The organism is Roseovarius sp. A-2 (assembly GCF_002072155.1).
In the GTDB taxonomy this organism is placed as follows: Bacteria; Pseudomonadota; Alphaproteobacteria; order Rhodobacterales; family Rhodobacteraceae; genus Roseovarius.
The window spans coordinates 21,275-38,812 of sequence record NZ_BDIY01000009.1 but is presented as its reverse complement, the minus strand read 5'-3'; the positions used below and the strand labels follow the sequence as shown (position 1 = coordinate 38,812).

At 61.5% G+C, this 17,538-nt stretch carries 18 protein-coding genes; 9 read left to right on the top strand and 9 right to left on the bottom strand.

Annotation, left to right across the window (positions count from 1 at the left end):
* Positions 1–5: 5 nt before the first annotated feature.
* Positions 6–761: a class II aldolase and adducin N-terminal domain-containing protein gene (locus BHD06_RS11975; RefSeq protein WP_080457242.1), complete on the bottom strand. Its 756-nt coding sequence runs from the start codon at positions 759–761 to the stop codon at positions 6–8.
* Positions 758–1,201, bottom strand: a complete 444-nt coding sequence (locus tag BHD06_RS11970; protein WP_080457241.1) for a glyoxalase — start codon at positions 1,199–1,201, stop codon at positions 758–760. The genes BHD06_RS11975 and BHD06_RS11970 overlap by 4 nt, the downstream gene beginning before the upstream one ends.
* 84 nt (positions 1,202–1,285) lie before the next feature.
* Here BHD06_RS11970 and BHD06_RS11965 point away from each other — a divergent pair, with 84 nt between their 5' ends.
* From BHD06_RS11965 to BHD06_RS11955, 3 genes are all read left to right on the top strand, one after another.
* Positions 1,286–2,770 (top strand): AMP nucleosidase, encoded by a 1,485-nt coding sequence (locus tag BHD06_RS11965; RefSeq protein WP_080457240.1) that lies wholly within the window; start codon positions 1,286–1,288, stop codon positions 2,768–2,770.
* Between the two features lie 131 nt (positions 2,771–2,901).
* Positions 2,902–3,189, top strand: a complete 288-nt coding sequence (locus BHD06_RS11960) for an HU family DNA-binding protein (RefSeq protein ID WP_080457239.1) — start codon at positions 2,902–2,904, stop codon at positions 3,187–3,189.
* A 133-nt stretch (positions 3,190–3,322) separates the two neighbouring features.
* A complete protein-coding gene (locus BHD06_RS11955; protein ID WP_080457238.1) occupies positions 3,323–4,192 on the top strand; it encodes a DMT family transporter in 870 nt (289 codons plus the stop codon).
* Between the two features lie 53 nt (positions 4,193–4,245).
* Here the strand turns inward: BHD06_RS11955 and aroC are convergent, their stop codons facing one another.
* Positions 4,246–5,349 carry a chorismate synthase gene (aroC, locus tag BHD06_RS11950; RefSeq protein ID WP_080457237.1) on the bottom strand — a complete coding sequence of 368 codons (1,104 nt, stop codon included), beginning with the start codon at positions 5,347–5,349 and terminating at the stop codon, positions 4,246–4,248.
* Between the two features lie 264 nt (positions 5,350–5,613).
* On the opposite strand from aroC, the gene BHD06_RS11945 reads away from it, so the two are divergent.
* Entirely contained in the window at positions 5,614–7,257 is a 1,644-nt protein-coding gene (locus BHD06_RS11945) for an ABC transporter substrate-binding protein (protein ID WP_080457236.1), read from the top strand.
* 782 nt (positions 7,258–8,039) lie between these two features.
* On the opposite strand, the gene BHD06_RS11940 is transcribed toward BHD06_RS11945, so the two are convergent.
* The 5 genes from BHD06_RS11940 to BHD06_RS11920 form a co-directional block, all read right to left on the bottom strand.
* Positions 8,040–8,708 (bottom strand): RES family NAD+ phosphorylase, encoded by a 669-nt coding sequence (locus BHD06_RS11940; protein WP_217805661.1) that lies wholly within the window; start codon positions 8,706–8,708, stop codon positions 8,040–8,042.
* On the bottom strand, positions 8,705–9,214 hold the full coding sequence (locus BHD06_RS11935) for an antitoxin Xre/MbcA/ParS toxin-binding domain-containing protein (protein ID WP_080457235.1): 510 nt from the start codon (positions 9,212–9,214) through the stop codon (positions 8,705–8,707). Before BHD06_RS11935 ends, BHD06_RS11940 begins: the two co-directional genes overlap by 4 nt.
* Before the next feature lie 816 nt (positions 9,215–10,030).
* Complete coding sequence (locus tag BHD06_RS24675; protein WP_307718128.1) at positions 10,031–10,210, bottom strand: 3-keto-5-aminohexanoate cleavage protein; 180 nt, start codon at positions 10,208–10,210, stop codon at positions 10,031–10,033.
* Positions 10,210–10,710, bottom strand: a complete 501-nt coding sequence (locus BHD06_RS11925; RefSeq protein WP_307718127.1) for a 3-keto-5-aminohexanoate cleavage protein — start codon at positions 10,708–10,710, stop codon at positions 10,210–10,212. Before BHD06_RS11925 ends, BHD06_RS24675 begins: the two co-directional genes overlap by 1 nt.
* A 71-nt stretch (positions 10,711–10,781) precedes the next feature.
* Positions 10,782–12,107 carry an aspartate aminotransferase family protein gene (locus tag BHD06_RS11920; RefSeq protein ID WP_176214346.1) on the bottom strand — a complete coding sequence of 442 codons (1,326 nt, stop codon included), beginning with the start codon at positions 12,105–12,107 and terminating at the stop codon, positions 10,782–10,784.
* Positions 12,108–12,142: 35 nt separating this feature from the next.
* On the opposite strand from BHD06_RS11920, the gene glnH reads away from it, so the two are divergent.
* From glnH to BHD06_RS11895, 5 genes are all read left to right on the top strand, one after another.
* Positions 12,143–12,970 carry a glutamine ABC transporter substrate-binding protein GlnH gene (gene glnH, locus BHD06_RS11915; RefSeq protein WP_217805660.1) on the top strand — a complete coding sequence of 276 codons (828 nt, stop codon included), beginning with the start codon at positions 12,143–12,145 and terminating at the stop codon, positions 12,968–12,970.
* A 77-nt stretch (positions 12,971–13,047) separates the two neighbouring features.
* Positions 13,048–13,704 (top strand): glutamine ABC transporter permease GlnP, encoded by a 657-nt coding sequence (gene glnP, locus BHD06_RS11910; RefSeq protein WP_080457232.1) that lies wholly within the window; start codon positions 13,048–13,050, stop codon positions 13,702–13,704.
* Complete coding sequence (gene glnQ / locus BHD06_RS11905) at positions 13,701–14,426, top strand: glutamine ABC transporter ATP-binding protein GlnQ (protein WP_080457231.1); 726 nt, start codon at positions 13,701–13,703, stop codon at positions 14,424–14,426. Before glnP ends, glnQ begins: the two co-directional genes overlap by 4 nt.
* Positions 14,419–15,438: a C45 family peptidase gene (locus tag BHD06_RS11900; RefSeq protein WP_080457230.1), complete on the top strand. Its 1,020-nt coding sequence runs from the start codon at positions 14,419–14,421 to the stop codon at positions 15,436–15,438. The genes glnQ and BHD06_RS11900 overlap by 8 nt, the downstream gene beginning before the upstream one ends.
* Positions 15,439–15,484: 46 nt before the next feature.
* Positions 15,485–16,351, top strand: a complete 867-nt coding sequence (locus tag BHD06_RS11895) for a MurR/RpiR family transcriptional regulator (RefSeq protein ID WP_217805659.1) — start codon at positions 15,485–15,487, stop codon at positions 16,349–16,351.
* A 272-nt stretch (positions 16,352–16,623) separates the two neighbouring features.
* Here the strand turns inward: BHD06_RS11895 and BHD06_RS11890 are convergent, their stop codons facing one another.
* Entirely contained in the window at positions 16,624–17,520 is an 897-nt protein-coding gene (locus tag BHD06_RS11890) for an isopenicillin N synthase family oxygenase (RefSeq protein WP_080457229.1), read from the bottom strand.
* Positions 17,521–17,538: the final 18 nt, after the last annotated feature.

Sequence of the window (17,538 nt, the reverse complement as noted above, 5' to 3'; positions counted from 1 at the left end):
GCGCCTCAGCTTGCGTAATCCGAGCCTTCGGCGTCGAGCAGCGCCTTGATCTCGGTCAGGTGCCGGTCGGCCTGTTCGGGGTAGTTCTCGATCTCCTCGGCGGTTTTGGCCGCGACCTCGTGCGACAGCACCCGCAGGGGCCGCCCGGTCTGGAGCGCGCGAATGTAAGTTTCTGCCGCGCGCTCGAAATAGTAGAGCCGGTTGAACGTGTCCGCGACCGTGTCACCGATCACCATCACACCGTGATTGCCCATGATCATGACCTTCTGTTTCGGATCATGGAAGAGCCGCGCGCAGCGTTCGCCCTCATCCTCGAAGGCGAGCCCGCCATAGCCCTCATCTACCACGTGGCGGCCGTAGAACATCGCGCCGTTCTGGTCGATGGGCGGCAGGCGGCTGTCGGCAAGCGAGGCGAGCACGGTGGCGTGGGTCGAATGTACATGCATCGCGCAGCGCGCATGGGCGCAATGCCGGTGCAGCCCGCCATGCAGGCCCCAGGCGGTAGGGTCGGGGGCGCCCGGTTCGTTCAGCGTCTCGGGGTCGTTGGCATCGACAACGATCAGGTCGCTGGCGCGGATGCGGGCGAAATGCATCTGGTTGGGGTTCATCAGAAAGCGCGTGCCGTCCTCGTTGATCGAGAGGCTGAAGTGATTGGCCACGGCCTCGTGCATATTGAGCCGCGCGGTCCAGCGGAATGCGGCGGCAAGGTCGACCCGTTCTTGCCAATGCTCGATGTTGGGTTTCAGGTTGGTCACGCTCATGTCGTTGTCCTTTCATCATCGGTGAGGGGTCGCGAGGCGACCCAGGCATAGCCGTTTTCGCACAGGATGCAGCATTCGCGCAGCCCGTGCGGTTTGTTGGCGGGGGATTGCAGGATCACCCCGTTCGCATCTTCGGCGCGCGCGGCGGCGTCATCGGGGTCGCTGTCGAACATGTGCAGAGACGCGCCCGCGCCGCGCGGCGGGCTCTCGGGCACAAGACCGAGCAGCGGATGGCTGCCATAGGTGTGATCGGCATGCAGTTGCATCAGGTGGCCGTGATAGGCGATGATCGCGAAATCGTTGCTCAGCCGATGCGGCACCGCGCCAAAGACGTGGCTGAGAAAGGCCGCCTGCGCGCGCACGTCGCGCACGAGGATGTTGAGGCCAAAGCCCCGCAGACTGGCCCCGAACTCCTCTGGGGTGACGGTTTCGTAATCCATGGCGCGCCTCGCTTGGCCTCGCAGCTTGATCGCTCGCTTGGCCCGTGTCAACGTGTCCCCTCTGACCGAGCACAGGACGCGCGCATGAGCCATTCCGATCCCGACGCACCGATCTTTCCGCCCGACTTGCCGGGGCCCGAGGCGTTCACCGATGTGCGCGCGGCGGTGGACCGGCTGTGCCTGCTCTACGATGGCGCGACGCAGCATCTGTGCGCCGCCTTCGCGCGCGCCCTCACGGGCGATGTCCCGGCGCGGCGGGTACGGGCATTCTACCCCGAGATTCGCCTGACCACGACCACCTATGCCAAGATCGACAGCCGGTTGAGTTTCGGCCATGTCTCCTATCCCGGCACCTATGGAGCGACGATCTCAAGGCCCGATCTGTTTCGTGTCTATCTCGAACAGCAGATCGGGTTGCTGATGGAAAACCACGGCGTGCCGGTGTCGATCGGCATTTCGGACACGCCGATGCCAGTGCATTTCGCGGTGGCGAATGATGCTGCGCTGAGCGTGCCGCAAGAGGGAGCGGCGGAGTTCACCCTGCGCGATTATTTCGACGTGCCGGATCTTTCGACCACCAATGACGATATCGTCAACGGCACCTGGGAGCGGGGGGCGGATGGTCTCGCACCGCTGGCACCGTTCACCGCGCAACGGGTGGATTACTCATTGGCGCGGCTGACGCATTACACGGCCACCGATCCGGAGCATTTCCAGAATTACGTGCTGTTCACCAACTACCAGTTCTATGTTTCGGAATTCGAGGGGTTCGCGCGGCGGATGCTGGCTGATGAGACGAGCGGCTACACCGCCTTTGTCAGCACCGGCAATGCCGAGATCACCGCGCCCGACGCGCCCTTGCCCATGCCGGCCCGGTTGCCGCAGATGCCGACCTATCACCTCAAGCGTGCCGATGGGTCGGGGATCACGCTGGTCAATATCGGGGTAGGGCCCTCCAATGCGAAAACCGCGACCGATCATATCGCGGTGCTGCGCCCGCATGCCTGGGTGATGGTCGGCCATTGTGCGGGGCTGCGCAATTCGCAGAGCCTTGGCGATTTCGTGCTGGCGCATGCATATCTGCGCGAGGATCGCGTGCTCGACGCCGATCTGCCCGCCTGGGTGCCGATCCCGGCGCTGGCGGAAATCCAGATCGCGTTGCAGGAGGCGGTGGCGGAGGAGACCCAGCTTGATGGGTTCGATCTCAAGCGGGTGATGCGCACCGGCACCGTGGCCAGTGTCGATAACCGCAACTGGGAGTTGCGCGACCAGTCCGGTCCGGTGCAGCGCTTGAGCCAGTCGCGGGCCATCGCGCTCGACATGGAAAGTGCCACGATTGCGGCCAACGGATTTCGCTTTCGGGTGCCTTATGGCACGCTGCTTTGCGTCTCGGACAAGCCACTTCAGGGCGAGTTGAAGCTGCCCGGCATGGCCTCGGATTTCTACAGATCCCAGGTTTCACGGCACCTGATGATCGGGATTCGTGCGATGGAATCATTGCGCCAGATGCCGCTCTCGCGCATCCACAGCCGCAAATTACGCTCCTTCGAGGAGACGGCGTTCCTGTAAACCGACAGAAATCCGCACAAAACCCGCCAAAAATGCTTGCTTTTGCCCACCAGACATTGTGTTTGACCACATCATAGCGTTAACTCGCGCCCATGAGGCCCCAGAGACGGGCAGTTGAAGGAGACCAAGAAATGGCAAAACCCATGACCAAAACCCAACTCGTCGCCGCTCTGGCCGAGGAAATGGGCAGTGACAAGAAATCCGCGAGCACCGCGCTTGACGCCGTGGTCAACGTGATCACCAAGGAAGTGTCCGGCGGCGGTGCCGTGACCTTGCCGGGCGTCGGCAAGATCTACTGCCGCGAGCGCCCCGAGCGCATGGTGCGTAACCCCGCCACCGGTGAGCAGATGAAGAAAGAGGCCGACAAGGTCGTCAAGATGACCATCGCCAAGGCGCTCAAGGACAGCGTCAACGGCTGATCCGCTCTTTCGAGTTTTTGCAAAGGGTCGCCTGTCGGGCGACCCTTTCGCGTTTCGGGACCGGTGATGCCGGGTTGCACCCGCCCGCGAAATCCACAATGGTCGCGGCAAAACGAGGCAGGCGGGACAGGGCATGGATATTCGAGCGATTTTGATGGGGCTGGCCTTTGCGGTGATGTGGTCCTCGGCCTTCACCTCGGCGCGGATCATCGTCGCCTCGGCCCCGCCGCTCACCGCGCTGTGCCTGCGGTTCCTGATCTCGGGGCTTCTGGGGGTTATGATCGCCCGCATACTTGGGCAAACCTGGAAGCTGACGCGCGGGCAGTGGCGCGCGACGATCATTTTCGGGGTCTGTCAGAACGCGCTCTATCTCGGGCTGAACTTTGTCGCCATGCAGACCATCGAGGCCGGGCTGGCCGCGATCATCGCCTCGACCATGCCGCTTCTGGTGGGGCTGGCGGGCTGGCTGATCTTCGGTGAGCGGATCGGGGCAATGGGGATGCTGGGCCTCGTCGCGGGGGTGATCGGGGTGGCGATCATCATGGGGGCGCGGCTTGAGGGCGGTGTCGATCTGTTTGGGTTAAGCCTCTGCGTGGTGGGCGTGATCGCATTGACCTTTGCCACGCTGGCGGTGCGCGGGGCTACGTCGGGCGGCAATTTCCTAATGGTCGTGGGCTTGCAGATGCTGGTGGGCAGTGCGGTGCTGGGGGTCGCGGCGGCGGGGCTCGAGACCATCGAAATCGCCTGGTCCTGGACGCTGGTCGCGGCCTTTATCTATACCACGCTGGTGCCTGGGCTGGCGGCGACGCTGGTTTGGTTCCTGCTGGTTAATCGGATCGGGGCGATCAAGGCCGCGACCTTCCATTTTCTCAACCCGTTTCTTGGGGTGGCCATCGCCGCGGTGATTCTGAGCGAGACACTGAGCGCGCAGGATCTGATCGGCGTGGCGGTGATCATGGGCGGCATTCTGGCGGTGCAACTGTCCCGGCAGAAGCGCGTTTGAGGTGGCCGGAATTTTGAAAAATTCCGGTTCGTTTTCTTTCCAAGAAAATGGTGTCAGCCGATGGTGCCGCGCGGCCCTTCGCCCACCTGTCCGCGATGCAGCAGCAGGTGATCGAGGATCACACAGGCCATCATCGCCTCGCCCACCGGCACCGCGCGGATGCCGACGCAGGGATCGTGGCGGCCCTTGGTGACGACCTCGATAGGGTCGCCGTCGACGGTGATCGAACGGCGCGGCGTCAGGATTGAGGAGGTCGGCTTGACCGCGAAGCGCACCACGACCTCCTGCCCGGTGGAGATGCCGCCCAGGATGCCGCCCGCGTGGTTGGAGGCGAATTCGGGGCCGGTCTTACCCATGAAGATCTCGTCGGCATTGGCGCTGCCGGTGAGGGTGGCCGCCGCCATGCCCTCGCCGATCTCGACGCCCTTGACCGCGTTGATCGACATCATCGCCGAGGCCAGATCGGTGTCGAGCTTGCCATAGACCGGCGCGCCGAGACCGGCGGGCACGCCGCGCGCCACCACCTCGATCACGGCCCCTACTGAATCGTGGGACTTGCGCAGGGCTTGCAGATAGGCCTCCCACTCGGGCGCGGCGCTGGCATCGGGCAGCCAGAAATCGTTGCTGTCGATGGCATCCCGGTCAAAGCGCGCGCGGTCCAGTTGCATCTCGCCCATGGCGACCATGTAGCCCTTGACCTCGAGCCCCGGCACCAGCGCGGCCAGGGCCGCGCGCGCGACGCCGCCTGCTGCTACCCGCGCCGCCGTCTCGCGGGCCGAGGAGCGCCCGCCGCCACGTGGATCGCGGATGCCATATTTAAGGTGATAGGTGATATCGGCATGGCCGGGGCGGAAGGTGCGGGCGATGTCGCCGTAATCGCGCGAGCGCTGATCGGTGTTCTCGATCATCAGCTGGATCGGCGTGCCGGTGGTCTGGCCATCATAGACGCCCGAGAGGATACGCACTGCGTCTGGTTCCTGCCGCTGGGTGGTGTTCTTGTTCTGGCCGGGCCGCCGCTTGTCGAGCCAGTGCTGCAACATCGCCTCATCGAGGCACACGCCCGGCGGGCAGCCGTCCACCGTGGCACCCAGGGCCGGGCCGTGGCTTTCGCCCCAGGTGGTGAACCGAAAGAGATGACCGAAAGTGTTGAGGCTCATGCGCTTGGCTCCTTTGCCGCTCATCTAGCCGTGGGCCGCGCCCGCCTCAAGCCATTTTGGCCGGCATTTGTCGCAAACAGGCGATATGGGTGGGGGAATCGCTATACTCTCTTGCCTTGGACCGGACGTGAAAAGGTGCAAAAACGACATCTGTCCGGCCTTAAAAAACACTGGCGCGGGAGGCAAACCCTGCTAACACTGGCACCGGAGCTGTCGAAAAACGACACCGGTCGACCCGGCCAAAGGCCAACACGGAGGAACAACATGACCCACTCACTTCCCGAAGAGAACGTGCGCCCGATCGTGCGCAAACTGGCCAAGGACACGAAGGCCGGCAAGATGGACCGCCGCGAATTCATCGCGCTCGCCTCGACTTTCGGGGCCTCATCGGCTGCGGCGTATGGCCTCCTGGGCCTGGCCGTGCCGACCCCGGCGCAGGCCCAGGAGGGCAAGAAAGGCGGTGTGCTGCGTGTCGCCTCCCGCGTGCTCGAGATCACCGACCCGCGCAAGTTCGCTTGGACTGAACCGGGCAATATCAGCCGTCAGTTCTGCGAGCCGATGGTGCGCTGGGCGTCGGATTTCAGCTTTCAGCCGATGCTGCTGGAGGGCTGGGAGGTCAGCGATGACGCGCAAACCTACACGCTCAAGGTGCGTCAGGGTGCTGTCTGGACCAATGGCGATGAGTTCAATGCCGACGACATCATTCACAACCTCAACCGCTGGTGCGACAAGGCGGTCGAGGGCAATTCGATGGCCGCGCGCATGAGCACGCTGATCGACCCCGACACCAACAAGGCCATCGAGGGGGCCATCGAGAAGGTCGATGATTTCACCGTGCAGCTGAACCTGCCGCGCCCCGATATCACGCTGATCGCCGGCATGTCGGATTATCCCGCGCTCTGCGTGCATCGCAGCCATGGCGATGACAGCGATCTGGCACAATCCCCTATCGGCACCGGCCCGTTCGAGCTTGTTTCCATCGAGATCGGCACCATGGCCGAGGTCAAGCGCCGCGAGGACGGAAAGTGGTGGGGCGGTGATGTCTATCTCGACGGTATCCGCTTCCTTGATTTCGGAACCGACAACGCCTCGATCGTGGCGGCGTTTGACGGGGACGAGATCGACATCAACGACGAATCCACCGCCGATTTCATCGAGGCCTATGATGCGCTCGGGCTGGTCAAATCCTCCAAACCCACCGCCAACACCATCGTCGCGCGGATGCGCGCCGACACACCGCCCTATGACAGCAAGGAGCTGCGCAACGCCATTCAGCTCGCGTGCGACAACGAGGTGCTGCTGGCGATCTCGATCAACAACGAGGGGATCCCGGCGGAGAACCACCATGTCGCGCCGTTCCACCCGGAATATGCCGAACTGCCGAAAATCGCGCCCGATCCGGCAAAGGCCATGGAAATGGCCACGGCGGCGGGCCATGCCGAGACCGAGATCGACATCATCTCGATCGACGGCGATTGGCGCACTACCACCACAGATGCCATCGGTGCGCAGCTGCGGCAGGCGGGATTCAACGTCAAGCGCACGGTGATGCCGGGCAACACGTTCTGGAACGACTGGACGAAGTACCCGTTCTCGACCACCAACTGGGGTCCGCGTCCGCTGGGGGTGCAGGTGCTGGCGCTGGCCTATCGTTCGGGCGAGGCGTGGAACGAGAGCGGCCACTCGAACCCGGAATTCGATGCGCTTCTGGATGAGGCTCTGGGCGTGTTTGACGCCGATGAGCGGCGGGACTATTCGGCCAAGCTGCAGGCGATGTTGCAGGATAGCGGGGCGATCATTCAGCCGTTCTGGCGCAATCAGGCGCTGCATCACACCGACAAGGTGAAGAATGTGAGCGCGCATCAGTTCCGCGAGATGCATTACGAGAAGGTCTGGCTCGACGCCTGATCGCTTATACTTGAAAAGACGGGCCGCCCTTGCGAGGGTGGCCCGTTCGCGTTTCATGGCGCGGGGCACTGGTGTATTATTGGCCTTGAACTGCCGTCACCGCATCCCGCGTGAAACGCACCGACGGTGTCGCGCGATTGTCATGCCAGAGGCATGCCTCCGGCATGACGCCGTCCGGCGGCCTGGCGATTTGAGAGGCCGCGCAACGTGTTGAATTACGACTGATACCAACGGCCCAAGCCTTTGACTCTCGGAGGGTTCCTTTCGACGTGGGAATCTGAATCACTGACCTCAAACGGTGGAGGTGTTGGTGGCGGTTGAAATCGCACGGAAGGAGCTGTCGGCGAGCGACGTTTGGGCGTCGTCGTCGCGAACGAAGGATGCACGACGTCTCCTGCCGACCCAATATTCTTGGGCTTTTTGGTCTGAATGGGAAATCATGGCTGGGGTGGTAGGACTATCTTATAAGTAATTGACTTACATTATAAAAATATGGAATATAAGTATATGGTGTCAATGCTCAGTGCGAAAAAACAATAATGTGCACCAGATCGTGTTTCAGCTTCGCAGAGGTCGAGAAGATCGCGGCAAATTAAGCTGCGTGCTTGGCGCTTTTTGAGCGCTTGCGCTTTCCAAATGTCCTTCATTGCGCTGGGCGATGACCGGCGCAAGCGGGGCTGTTGCGAGATCGAGCACCGGCGCTCCCACGACGCGGGGCTGGCTGATAAAACGTAGGCTACAAGCTCTGAGGCAATGCTCGCAAGGCGCACGCTTGACGCGGCTCAGGCGCGGGCGCGCATCTCCTCCACGACAACCTTCCCCGACAGCGGCACCACGACCCGGAAATGCCGCGCCTGGAGCACGTCGCGCACTTGGCCCGGCCGGTAGGACACCCAGTTGACGCCGCCGGCATGACGCACGCTGTCATAGGCAATCCCGGCATGCTGGCTCGCCCTGATGGCTCGGCCGAAGACCTGGCTGGTCGGATAGTGCGCAGGGTCCGGATCGTGCAGGTCGGGGCGCGTGCCGCGGATATCGACGAAGGCGCCCTCAAGGCGCGCGGTGTATTCGCGCAGTTCCTCGGTCTTCTGCTGCAGCGCGCTCAGCGCGATCTCGCGGCGGATGCCGTTCACAACCTCCAGAACCGAGGTCTCGAGCGCGCTCGCGGCATACCAGGCACCGAGCTCGGGCCCGGCAAATCGGGTGCCCTGCGGTGCGCCGTGCAGAAACGCGGCCATGACGACGCCGGCATTGGCGCGACCGTAGACCCATTCGGATTTCGCAAGCCGCCGGAGACGCGGCGCCACCAGACGGTCATTGGTCCAGCCCTCGAGCTCGAGGACGGGCTCGAGGTCGTCCGGGCGCGTCACCGTCTCGAACGCGTTGATCGGCGGGAAGCGCGACGGGATCATGCGGTACGTGCGCTCCGGCGCATGGGACAGGCGCGTCACGTGAAAACGAGGTCCGTCTCAGACACCGGCTCGATATCCGCGCCGTCTCCGGGGCCACCGCGCAGCCCGCCACGCCAGCCATCGAGGTAGCGCCGCACGGTGAGAATGCCGTCGAGACCACCCTCGATCATCACCGCAAGCGGGGCCTGCCCGCCGAAGACCTCGCCGCGATGCGATCCCTTGAGCCAGGTCATCGCCTCCGCCTCGACCGGAAACAGGATGCCCAAGGCCTTGTGAATCCCGAGGATGCCCGAAATTCGGGTCAGCGTGTCGAGCGGCAGCGCCAGGGGCGCCTCCGCGCGGGCCTTTTTGACCCACTCGTGATAGGTCGAGCTCGAGGGTTCGCCCAGGAGGGTCACCCGGTCGCGTGTCGGGATGCCGTAGCGATCGGCGATCGCGAGGAAGGTCCGCAGACCCGGGCCACTTACACGGCGGCGCGCGGCGGTGTCGATCTGTTGTGGGACGGGCTCCGCGCCGGCCGTCTCGGGAAGCTGAAGAATGGTCATATCGAGTCTCCGTTGTTATTTGGAAATATAGTCCATATCTGGACTTTGAGCAACGGCAGCACGGAGGTTGGGCATATTTTGGCGTCGTTAAGGCGGAATCCCTCAAGCAGTATCAGTCTGGGCCTTCCAGGTGACGAATTCGAACTTGTGAGAATGGGAAGCCGACATCTATGCGCAGAGGGGCTTGATAAGATTCAACATACTCGATTTAAGCTCGGCCGAGCTGTCGAGAAACTCTTATGGAAAGGTTGGTAGGTTTTCTTTGTATTTTGCGTAAGCAAAATTTACCGATCCGTTATCCCTTCCAGCTTTGAACAATCAAATCAGCAAACCCACATTACAAGATCGCCTCAAGCCAACATCTTGCGCAAATGAAAGAACGGTAGTGGTAGCGGAACCATTGGATGTCACGCACCGTATCTTCGAGGAATACGATCTTCATGCGCTGTCGGGCGTGGTGTCCGCTTTCGGGGTGGAAACCTCATCGGCATTGTCCCAGGAATCGATCCAGTCATTCATCGCCACGGCGGAAATGAACGTCCCCGAGTCTGCCTGCGCGATAGCGGCCTCAATGGCTGTGCGCTTCGCAGCCTTCCCGCCGTTCGCTTCGAGCGCTCGGTTTCGCCGCGACCGCCAAGTCTCTCAGGCTGAGTCGGCGGCATTCCGGAAGTTCGCCGCAACTGCGAGTGGCTCGTATCAGAGAGGAACAAGCAGTCATTCACTGCCCCTTTGATCATTGCAACGATGCAGCACTATTCGTCAAGGGCAGCAATGCGCAGGAAACGGGCTTTGCAAAGTTGGGTCAAGGCCAAGTTTTCACCGTAGGCAAGCGGCACGCACCTGACGAACACGTTCTGCATTGTCTTGCGCAAGGCGCCCATCGGCATTCCACAACGAGTTTTCGAACCCAACCCGCAGCTTGCCGCCCCGCCGGTGCGCCTCGCAAAGGCAATCGGTTTCGCCCCGACCAAAGGCACAGACCGCCCAATCAGGCATCACTTGCGCGCAAGGAAGGGCGTCAGATCGTCGGGCGCACTATCCTGATCCTTGCTGTAGCGGCCAAGAACAAAGATCAATTGCAGGCCCGGGTCACAGAGCAACTCATCGGGCAATAACCGCGCCAAGAGATCAATTTCCGCTGCACCATACAGGATATGTTGCACAAAAATGTCTCGTGAGTGGCATTCCATGTAAAACGCCCTCGCCACAGCATCTTCGGTGTCCTGAACCATTTCGCGTAGCGCAACCGAAACCAAGCCCGCCCCCGGCTCCAGCGCCACCGCGCGTTGATGCGGGGCAGCATAAGGGCCCGCCGCCTCGGTCGTAATCTGGAGCGCCATCTGTGGCACCGTCACATGCAGTTCAGCTAACGCCTCGCGGTACAGACCGGCATCCAGCACATGGCGCCCTTCGTCATCGCGCAGATGCAGGTGCAACCCATCCGCCCCCGCCGCCGCACAGTCTCTCGCCGTCTGGACAATCTCAGGCAAGGCCATCGGTTAGGCCGGGTGATCGGCCTTCGTACGGCGGGCGCCGTTCGGTGCGACCATCAGGTGCGGCAAATCAATCATGACAAGGCCACCTTCAGGGCTGTCTCAAGCTTGCCAACAAGCTCGTCAACCTGTCCCTCTGTCAAGATGAAGGGCGGTGCCAGAAGAACGTGGTCCCCTTGCCGCCCATCGATCGTGCCGCCCATCGGGTAGCACATCAACCCGGCGTCCATTGCCGCCGCCTTAACCCGCTTGTGCAGTTTGAGCGATGGATCAAATGGCGCTTTGGTTTCCCTGTCGCGCACCAGCTCCAGCCCTTGAAACAGCCCCCGGCCCCGAATGTCGCCAACGTTGGGGTGTTGGCCGAACGCATCGGTCAAACGATCCTTGAGCACGGCACCTGTGGACAGAACGCCCGGCAATACCTTTCCATCGGTCAAGCGGTCCAGAACCGCCCCGGCGGCAGCCATGGCCATCGGGTGCCCGATATAGGTATGCCCGTGTTGAAAAAAGCCCGTTCCCCCTGCAATCGTGTCATGGATTTGCGCTGAACACAGCATCGCGCCGACGGGCTGATACCCGGCCCCCAGCCCTTTGGCGATGGTGGCGATGTCGGGCACGATATCCTCCTGCTCGCAGGCAAACAACGTTCCGGTCCGGCCCATCCCACACATCACCTCATCCAAGATCAACAGGACGCCATGCCGGTCGCAAATCTCGCGCACCTGCTTGAAATACCCCGGCACCGAGGGCACCGCGCCCAGCGTGGCCCCGACCACTGGCTCGGCGACGAAGGCAATCACCGTTTCGGGGCCAACGCGCTGCAACTCGGCCTCAAGCTCATCGGCCACCCGCAGTCCGTAGGCTTCGGGCGTTTCACCCTCTTGTCGCCCGCGGTATTCATAGCAAGGTGAAATATGGCTGGTCTCGATCATCAAAGGTGCGAAGGGCTCTCGCCGCCAGGCATTGCCCCCCGTTGAAAGCGCGCCAAGGGTATTGCCGTGATAGCTTTGCAGCCGGGCAATGAAACGCGTCCGCTGGGGTTCGCCACGTTCAAGAAAATACTGACGCGCGAGCTTGAGCGCGGCCTCGATCGCCTCGGACCCGCCGGACACCGGATAGACCCGGTCCAGCCCCTTTGGCGCATTGGCCGCCAAGGTGTCGGCAAATGATTCGGCGGCCTCAGTCGTGAAAAAACCGGTGTGGGCAAAAGGCAGTTTTTCAAGCTGCGTCGCGATCGCGGACTTTATCCCCAGATCGGAATGCCCAAGGCAGGACACAGCCGCCCCGCCGCAGGCGTCAATATAACGTTTTCCATTGCGATCAACGATATAACACCCTTCGCCCTGATCTGCCCAAGGCAGGGCAGCGTTGCACGAACGATGAAAAAGCGCCGACATGATGGGGTCCTCCGGCTGATGAAAATTTGCCTCGTCAAATGGAGATTTGCATTTCATGGCACGATGTGCAAATTATTTTGCAGCGCGAAAATAAAATGCGCGATCTATTTGCAATCAATCAACTGGGAGCTGACATGAACACGCTAATGAAACTTGCCGCCACAGCGGCTCTGGCCTTCGGCGCCACCACAGCCCAAGCCGAGGACATCGTCGTGGCCACCGACACCGCTTTTGTTCCGTTTGAATTCAAGCAAGATGGCGAATACACAGGGTTCGACATCGAAATGTGGCAAGCCATCTCAGAGGAACTGGGCGTTGAGTACGAACTGCGCCCGATGGATTTCTCGGGCATCATTCCTGCGCTTCAGACTGGTCAGGTGGATGTGGCGCTGGCCGGGATCACCATCAAACCCGAGCGCGAAGAAGTCATCGACTTCTCTGACGGATACTATGACAGCGGCTTTCGCCTGATGGTCCCGTCCGACAGTGATATCACCACATGGGACGATCTGGCCGACAAGACACTGGCGGTAAAAACCGGCACCTCCGCTTCTGACTGGGCCGAGGAAAACCTGCCCGACACCGAGTTGCGCAAATTCCCCAACATCGACAACGCCTATCTTGAATTGCGCACCGGCCGCGTGGACGCCGCAATGCATGACACACCCAACGTGCTTTATTACATCGCCACTGCGGGCGACGGAGATGTGAAAGCCGTGGGCGATCAGCAAATGGCACACCAATACGGCATCGGTTTCCCCAAGGGTAGCGAACTGGTGGGCCCGGTAAACGAGGCACTGGCCAAGATGCGCGAAGACGGTCGCTATGACGCGATCTACGCCAAATGGTTTGGCGATAACAACTGATCCGCTTGACCAGGTCGGGCCGCTTTTGGTCCGACCATCCCTTCCCCTATTTTGACACCCAATAACGGAGGCCTTCCATGGATACGGACTGGTCCGTCATCGTCGAATTCATGCCCCAACTTCTTGAGGGCGCGAAAACGACGGTTTACATCACAGTGGTCGGGCTGATCGGCGGCCTCGTACTGGGCACGCTTGCCGGGCTGATGCGTGCCTACGGCGGGCGCATCCTGAACGCCATCGCCTTCGCCTATATCGAGGTCATCCGCGGCACGCCCATCGTGGTGCAGGTCATGTTCTTGTATTTTGCCCTGCCCGTCCTAGCCGACTTGCGCATTGACCCAATGAGTGCGGCCGTCCTTGCCATCGTCGTCAACGCAGGCGCCTATATCGCGGAAATCGTCCGCGGTGCCTTTTTGTCGATAAGCAAGGGCTTGACCGAGGCGGGCCTGGCCATCGGCCTGCCGCATTGGAAGGTCCTGACGTATATCGTTGGGCCGCTGGCCTTTCGCCGGCTGATCCCACCTTTGGGCAACCAGTTCATCGTAAGCCTCAAGGACACCTCGCTGTTCATCGTCATCGGCGTGGGTGAGTTGACCCGTACCGGACAGGAGATCATGGCCTCGAACTTTCGCGCAGTCGAAATCTGGACGGCGGTCGCGATCATCTATCTTGTCATGACCGGCACGCTGAGCCTGATCCTGCGCACCATCGAAAAACGTATGAGGATCCTATGAGCATCATCGACTTCAAGAACACCTCCAAGCATTTCGGCCCGCTCAAGGTTCTCGACGGGGTCGACCTGTCAATTGATGCGGGCGAGGTCGTGGTTCTCGTGGGCCCCTCCGGCTCGGGCAAGTCCACCTTGCTGCGCTGTATCAACGGGCTGGAGACCATCACCGGCGGTGACCTGATCGTTGACGGGCTAAGCGTGACCGGCAGTTCCAAGCAACTGCGCGAAATCCGGCAGGAGGCCGGGATGGTCTTCCAGCAATTCAACCTGTTTCCGCAACTCAGCGCACTGGAAAACGTGGCCTTAGGGCCGTCTAAGGTACGCGGACTGAGCAAGACACAGGCACGGGAAACGGCGCTGGACTTGTTGGAAAAGGTCGGACTGCGCGACAAGGCCGGGCATTACCCATCGGAACTATCGGGTGGTCAGCAACAGCGGGTGGCAATTGCCCGCGCACTGGCGGTCAAACCCAAGGTGATGCTGTTCGACGAGCCCACCTCGGCGCTGGATCCCGAACTCAAGCAGGAAGTGCTGAACGTCATGCGCGCGCTTGCCGAAGACGGCATGACCATGGTCGTCGTCACCCATGAGATGGGCTTCGCCAAACAAGTGGGCACCCGGCTGATCTTCATGGAGCACGGGCATATCGCCGTCGATGGCAACCCGCGCGAGGTGATCGATACACCGGCTAACGACAGGATGAAGGACTTTCTACAACATGTCTGACAGCACTGTATCCGAATTGCGGCAGGTTATGGCCCGGGGCACCCCGCGCAAAATAGGCCGGACCTTGGGCGAAGCAGGCCGCGACGCGGTGCATGATGTACTGACTAAAGTCGATTATTGGCTGGCGGTGACCGACCCGGCCCATGCCGACAATGTGCAGGTCATGGCGGAAAACCTTCGAACCCTGTTTCCTGCCATCTGGGAAGAGTTGCAGGGATTGGCCGAAGGGCTGAACCTGCCGCTGGAACAGGTGGTTGCGTGGAACTGCCGGGGCGACCTGATGTCGAACGTGCCCGATGGCTGCACCACGGTACAAATACCTGGCGATGTTCCAGTGATCGGCCATAACGAGGACGGCCTGCCCGATTTCCGGGGGCATGCCATGCTGGCCAAAGTCGCCCCCGATGACGGCCCGGCCTTCCTGTCGTTCTGCTATCCCGGGTCAATTCCCGGCCATACCTTTTCCACCAATGCCGCCGGACTGGTGCAAGCGGTCAACAACCTGCGCCTACGGAGCGTTGATGCCAGCCTGCCCCGTATGGGGGTGGGCCGGGCCCTTCTGACCTGCACGACACTGGACGACGCCCTGCGATTGTTGGCACGCAATAATGCCTGCGGCGGGTTTCACATGACACTTGCACAGGTGGGCGACCCCCGCCTGATGAGCATTGAGTTCGGCGGGGGCGATTGTTCGACCAAAGAAATTGACACGCCATCAGTTCACGCAAACCACGCCCTTCACATGGGCAACGGCGCCAAGGACCAATTGGTTACGGCCTCGTCCCGCGACCGTCAGGCGCGTGGCACCGATATGTTGGCCGAAGGTGTGAGGAATCCCTTGCACATTCTGCGCGATACCGGCGGCGCCGGCCTTCCGGTTCACAGATGCCACGCCAAGGACCCCGACAACGAGAATACCCTTGCGTCCGCCGTATTCCGCGTAGGATCATCCACTGTGGATTGGAGCGTTTATGACCAAACTTCGGACACCCCGGTATTTGCAAACCCCTGACAGTGCCCGTGGGGGGCAGACCTTCCCCCCGCGCAATGTACAAGAGATGCGCGACCTCATGTTGCGCATCTCGCGCGGGGACACCCATCTGTCACTGGGGCCGAAAGCGCAGACGGCGTTGGCCAACATCATTGACCTACGCGGCGATCCCGCGCTTTTGTCAATTACAGCTCTTGCTGAAAAACTGTCGGTCAACCCTTCCACCCTGACCCGGCTGGCGCGTACTCTTGGCTATTCCGGTTTCGGTGCCTTTCAGCAGGTCCTGCTTGATGCCTCCATGTCGGCCCCCGGGGATTTCTATACCCGACAGGCAGAAACTGCACTGGCCGGTGAAGATGCTACCGGAATGGGCGGTATCGCCCGCTTGTGCCGGGAGAATCAGGCCAATATCGAACGCTTCATCGAAGGTTGCGACGTTGGACAATTCCAACAGGCAACCGCCCTGATCACCTCAGCCCCGCGTATCATGGTCCACGGAATTCGCCAATTCCACGCCTTTGCCAGCTTTCTGGTCTACGGCCTGCGTATGATCCGCTCGGATGTGCATATGCTGGATTCCAGCAACCTCGGCATTGCCGAGGGCCTCGCTTCAATGGGGCCGAGGGACGTTTTGATCACGGCCTCCTGCGCACCATATTCGACACAGGTCGCGGCCACAGCCCGCGCAGCTGCCGACCACGACATCAACATTGTCGCCGTCACCGACCGGGCCAGTTCCCCACTCGCCGCAGTTTCGCAGGCGGCCATCCTTGTACCGCATGAAACCAGTTTCCTGTCGAATTCCCTGACCACCTTCACCCTGGCTGCCGAATGCCTGATAAACGGCTGCGCGGCGGCCTTGCCGGAAGAGGCGAAGCAGGCCCTCACGGCCCGGGACGACATGATCAAGAAACTCGACATCGAGATATCATAGAGCACTTTGGCAGGTTGCGCAGTACACTGAACCACTGCTGACTGGCGCCTGTAGGATCGGCTGTGAGTCGGCGCCCAATCTTGACCCCGGCGACTTTCCGCACAAGTGGCTGAATTCAAATAAGAAATATCCGGTTGGGTGGGGATCACGCCCGGCGCCGATTGTGACCCCTCCGAAACTCTGGATAACAACACAATTTCAGTCCTTTAGGCCAACATCAAAGTGGGTCACGTATCGGAGCCGTTTCACAATCAGATGCCGGGAATGAAAACTTAGGCCTTGTCCTGCAAATGCAAATAGGTCTCATCAAACCGCTTTTGCAGGTGATCAACCGCGCGAATGGTCCGGTGCGAGCCGATGGGCGCAACATTGGTGTCGTGGTTGGGGTTGAAGAAGAGCACCACAGATATGCGCTCGTCGCTGCTGCCAATGACCCGGTGCGGCGTGGCCACGACCCGGCCACTTGTCCACATTTCAAGCATCTCGCCGAAATTGATGATGAACTCTCCGGGCTGCGTATTCACGGCAAGCCAATCGCCGTCGCGCGTGCGCACCTCAAGCCCGGGTGTGCCATCGGTGGCCAGCAACGTGAGGCAGCCATAGTCGGTATGCGCAGCGATGCCGAAATCATGCTCCCCCGCCCATTCGGGCCGCTCAGGGTAATAATTGCCCCGCAGGAGCGCCATGGGTCGGTCGAACTTGTCGGCGAAATAGCTCTCGTCCTCGCCAATCGCCCCCGCGATCGCCCCCAGCACGTCCACAGAGAACGCGCACGCCTCGTTGTAATAGCCCTCGATGGTCTGGCGGAAGCGCTCGGGCTGATCCGGCCAGAGGTTGGGCGCGTAGGTGCGGAGGCCCGTTTCCGGCGCCTCGAAACCGCAATCGAAGACCTCCTTGTAATCGGGGTGGGCGTCTGGGTCGACCTGTTCGGACTGCGCCCCGCCCCAACCCCGGTTGGCCTTCGTCCGGGCCATGTCGGCCTGCGCCTTCTGATCGGCGGGTAGCTTGAAGAAGGCGCGGTAGGTTTTGATCACATCGCGCACATGCGACTCGGAGATCGGCGTGTTGTAGAGTGTTATGAAGCCTATTTCCGGCGCCCATCGGCGCACGGCATCGACCGCGTAAGGGTCGCCCGCCAAAAGGGCTTTTGCATCAACTCTCGGGATCATCTGCTCGCCTTTCACGCA

Coding starts and splice junctions, on each gene's coding strand:
- BHD06_RS11975 (WP_080457242.1), bottom strand. CDS start 761: ATGAGCGTGACCAACCTGAAACCCAACATCGAGCATTGGCAAGAACGG.
- BHD06_RS11970 (WP_080457241.1), bottom strand. CDS start 1,201: ATGGATTACGAAACCGTCACCCCAGAGGAGTTCGGGGCCAGTCTGCGG.
- BHD06_RS11965 (WP_080457240.1), top strand. CDS start 1,286: ATGAGCCATTCCGATCCCGACGCACCGATCTTTCCGCCCGACTTGCCG.
- BHD06_RS11960 (WP_080457239.1), top strand. CDS start 2,902: ATGGCAAAACCCATGACCAAAACCCAACTCGTCGCCGCTCTGGCCGAG.
- BHD06_RS11955 (WP_080457238.1), top strand. CDS start 3,323: ATGGATATTCGAGCGATTTTGATGGGGCTGGCCTTTGCGGTGATGTGG.
- aroC (WP_080457237.1), bottom strand. CDS start 5,349: ATGAGCCTCAACACTTTCGGTCATCTCTTTCGGTTCACCACCTGGGGC.
- BHD06_RS11945 (WP_080457236.1), top strand. CDS start 5,614: ATGACCCACTCACTTCCCGAAGAGAACGTGCGCCCGATCGTGCGCAAA.
- BHD06_RS11935 (WP_080457235.1), bottom strand. CDS start 9,214: ATGACCATTCTTCAGCTTCCCGAGACGGCCGGCGCGGAGCCCGTCCCA.
- BHD06_RS24675 (WP_307718128.1), bottom strand. CDS start 10,210: ATGCCTGATTGGGCGGTCTGTGCCTTTGGTCGGGGCGAAACCGATTGC.
- BHD06_RS11925 (WP_307718127.1), bottom strand. CDS start 10,710: ATGGCCTTGCCTGAGATTGTCCAGACGGCGAGAGACTGTGCGGCGGCG.
- glnH (WP_217805660.1), top strand. CDS start 12,143: ATGGAGATTTGCATTTCATGGCACGATGTGCAAATTATTTTGCAGCGC.
- glnP (WP_080457232.1), top strand. CDS start 13,048: ATGGATACGGACTGGTCCGTCATCGTCGAATTCATGCCCCAACTTCTT.
- glnQ (WP_080457231.1), top strand. CDS start 13,701: ATGAGCATCATCGACTTCAAGAACACCTCCAAGCATTTCGGCCCGCTC.
- BHD06_RS11900 (WP_080457230.1), top strand. CDS start 14,419: ATGTCTGACAGCACTGTATCCGAATTGCGGCAGGTTATGGCCCGGGGC.
- BHD06_RS11895 (WP_217805659.1), top strand. CDS start 15,485: ATGCGCGACCTCATGTTGCGCATCTCGCGCGGGGACACCCATCTGTCA.
- BHD06_RS11890 (WP_080457229.1), bottom strand. CDS start 17,520: ATGATCCCGAGAGTTGATGCAAAAGCCCTTTTGGCGGGCGACCCTTAC.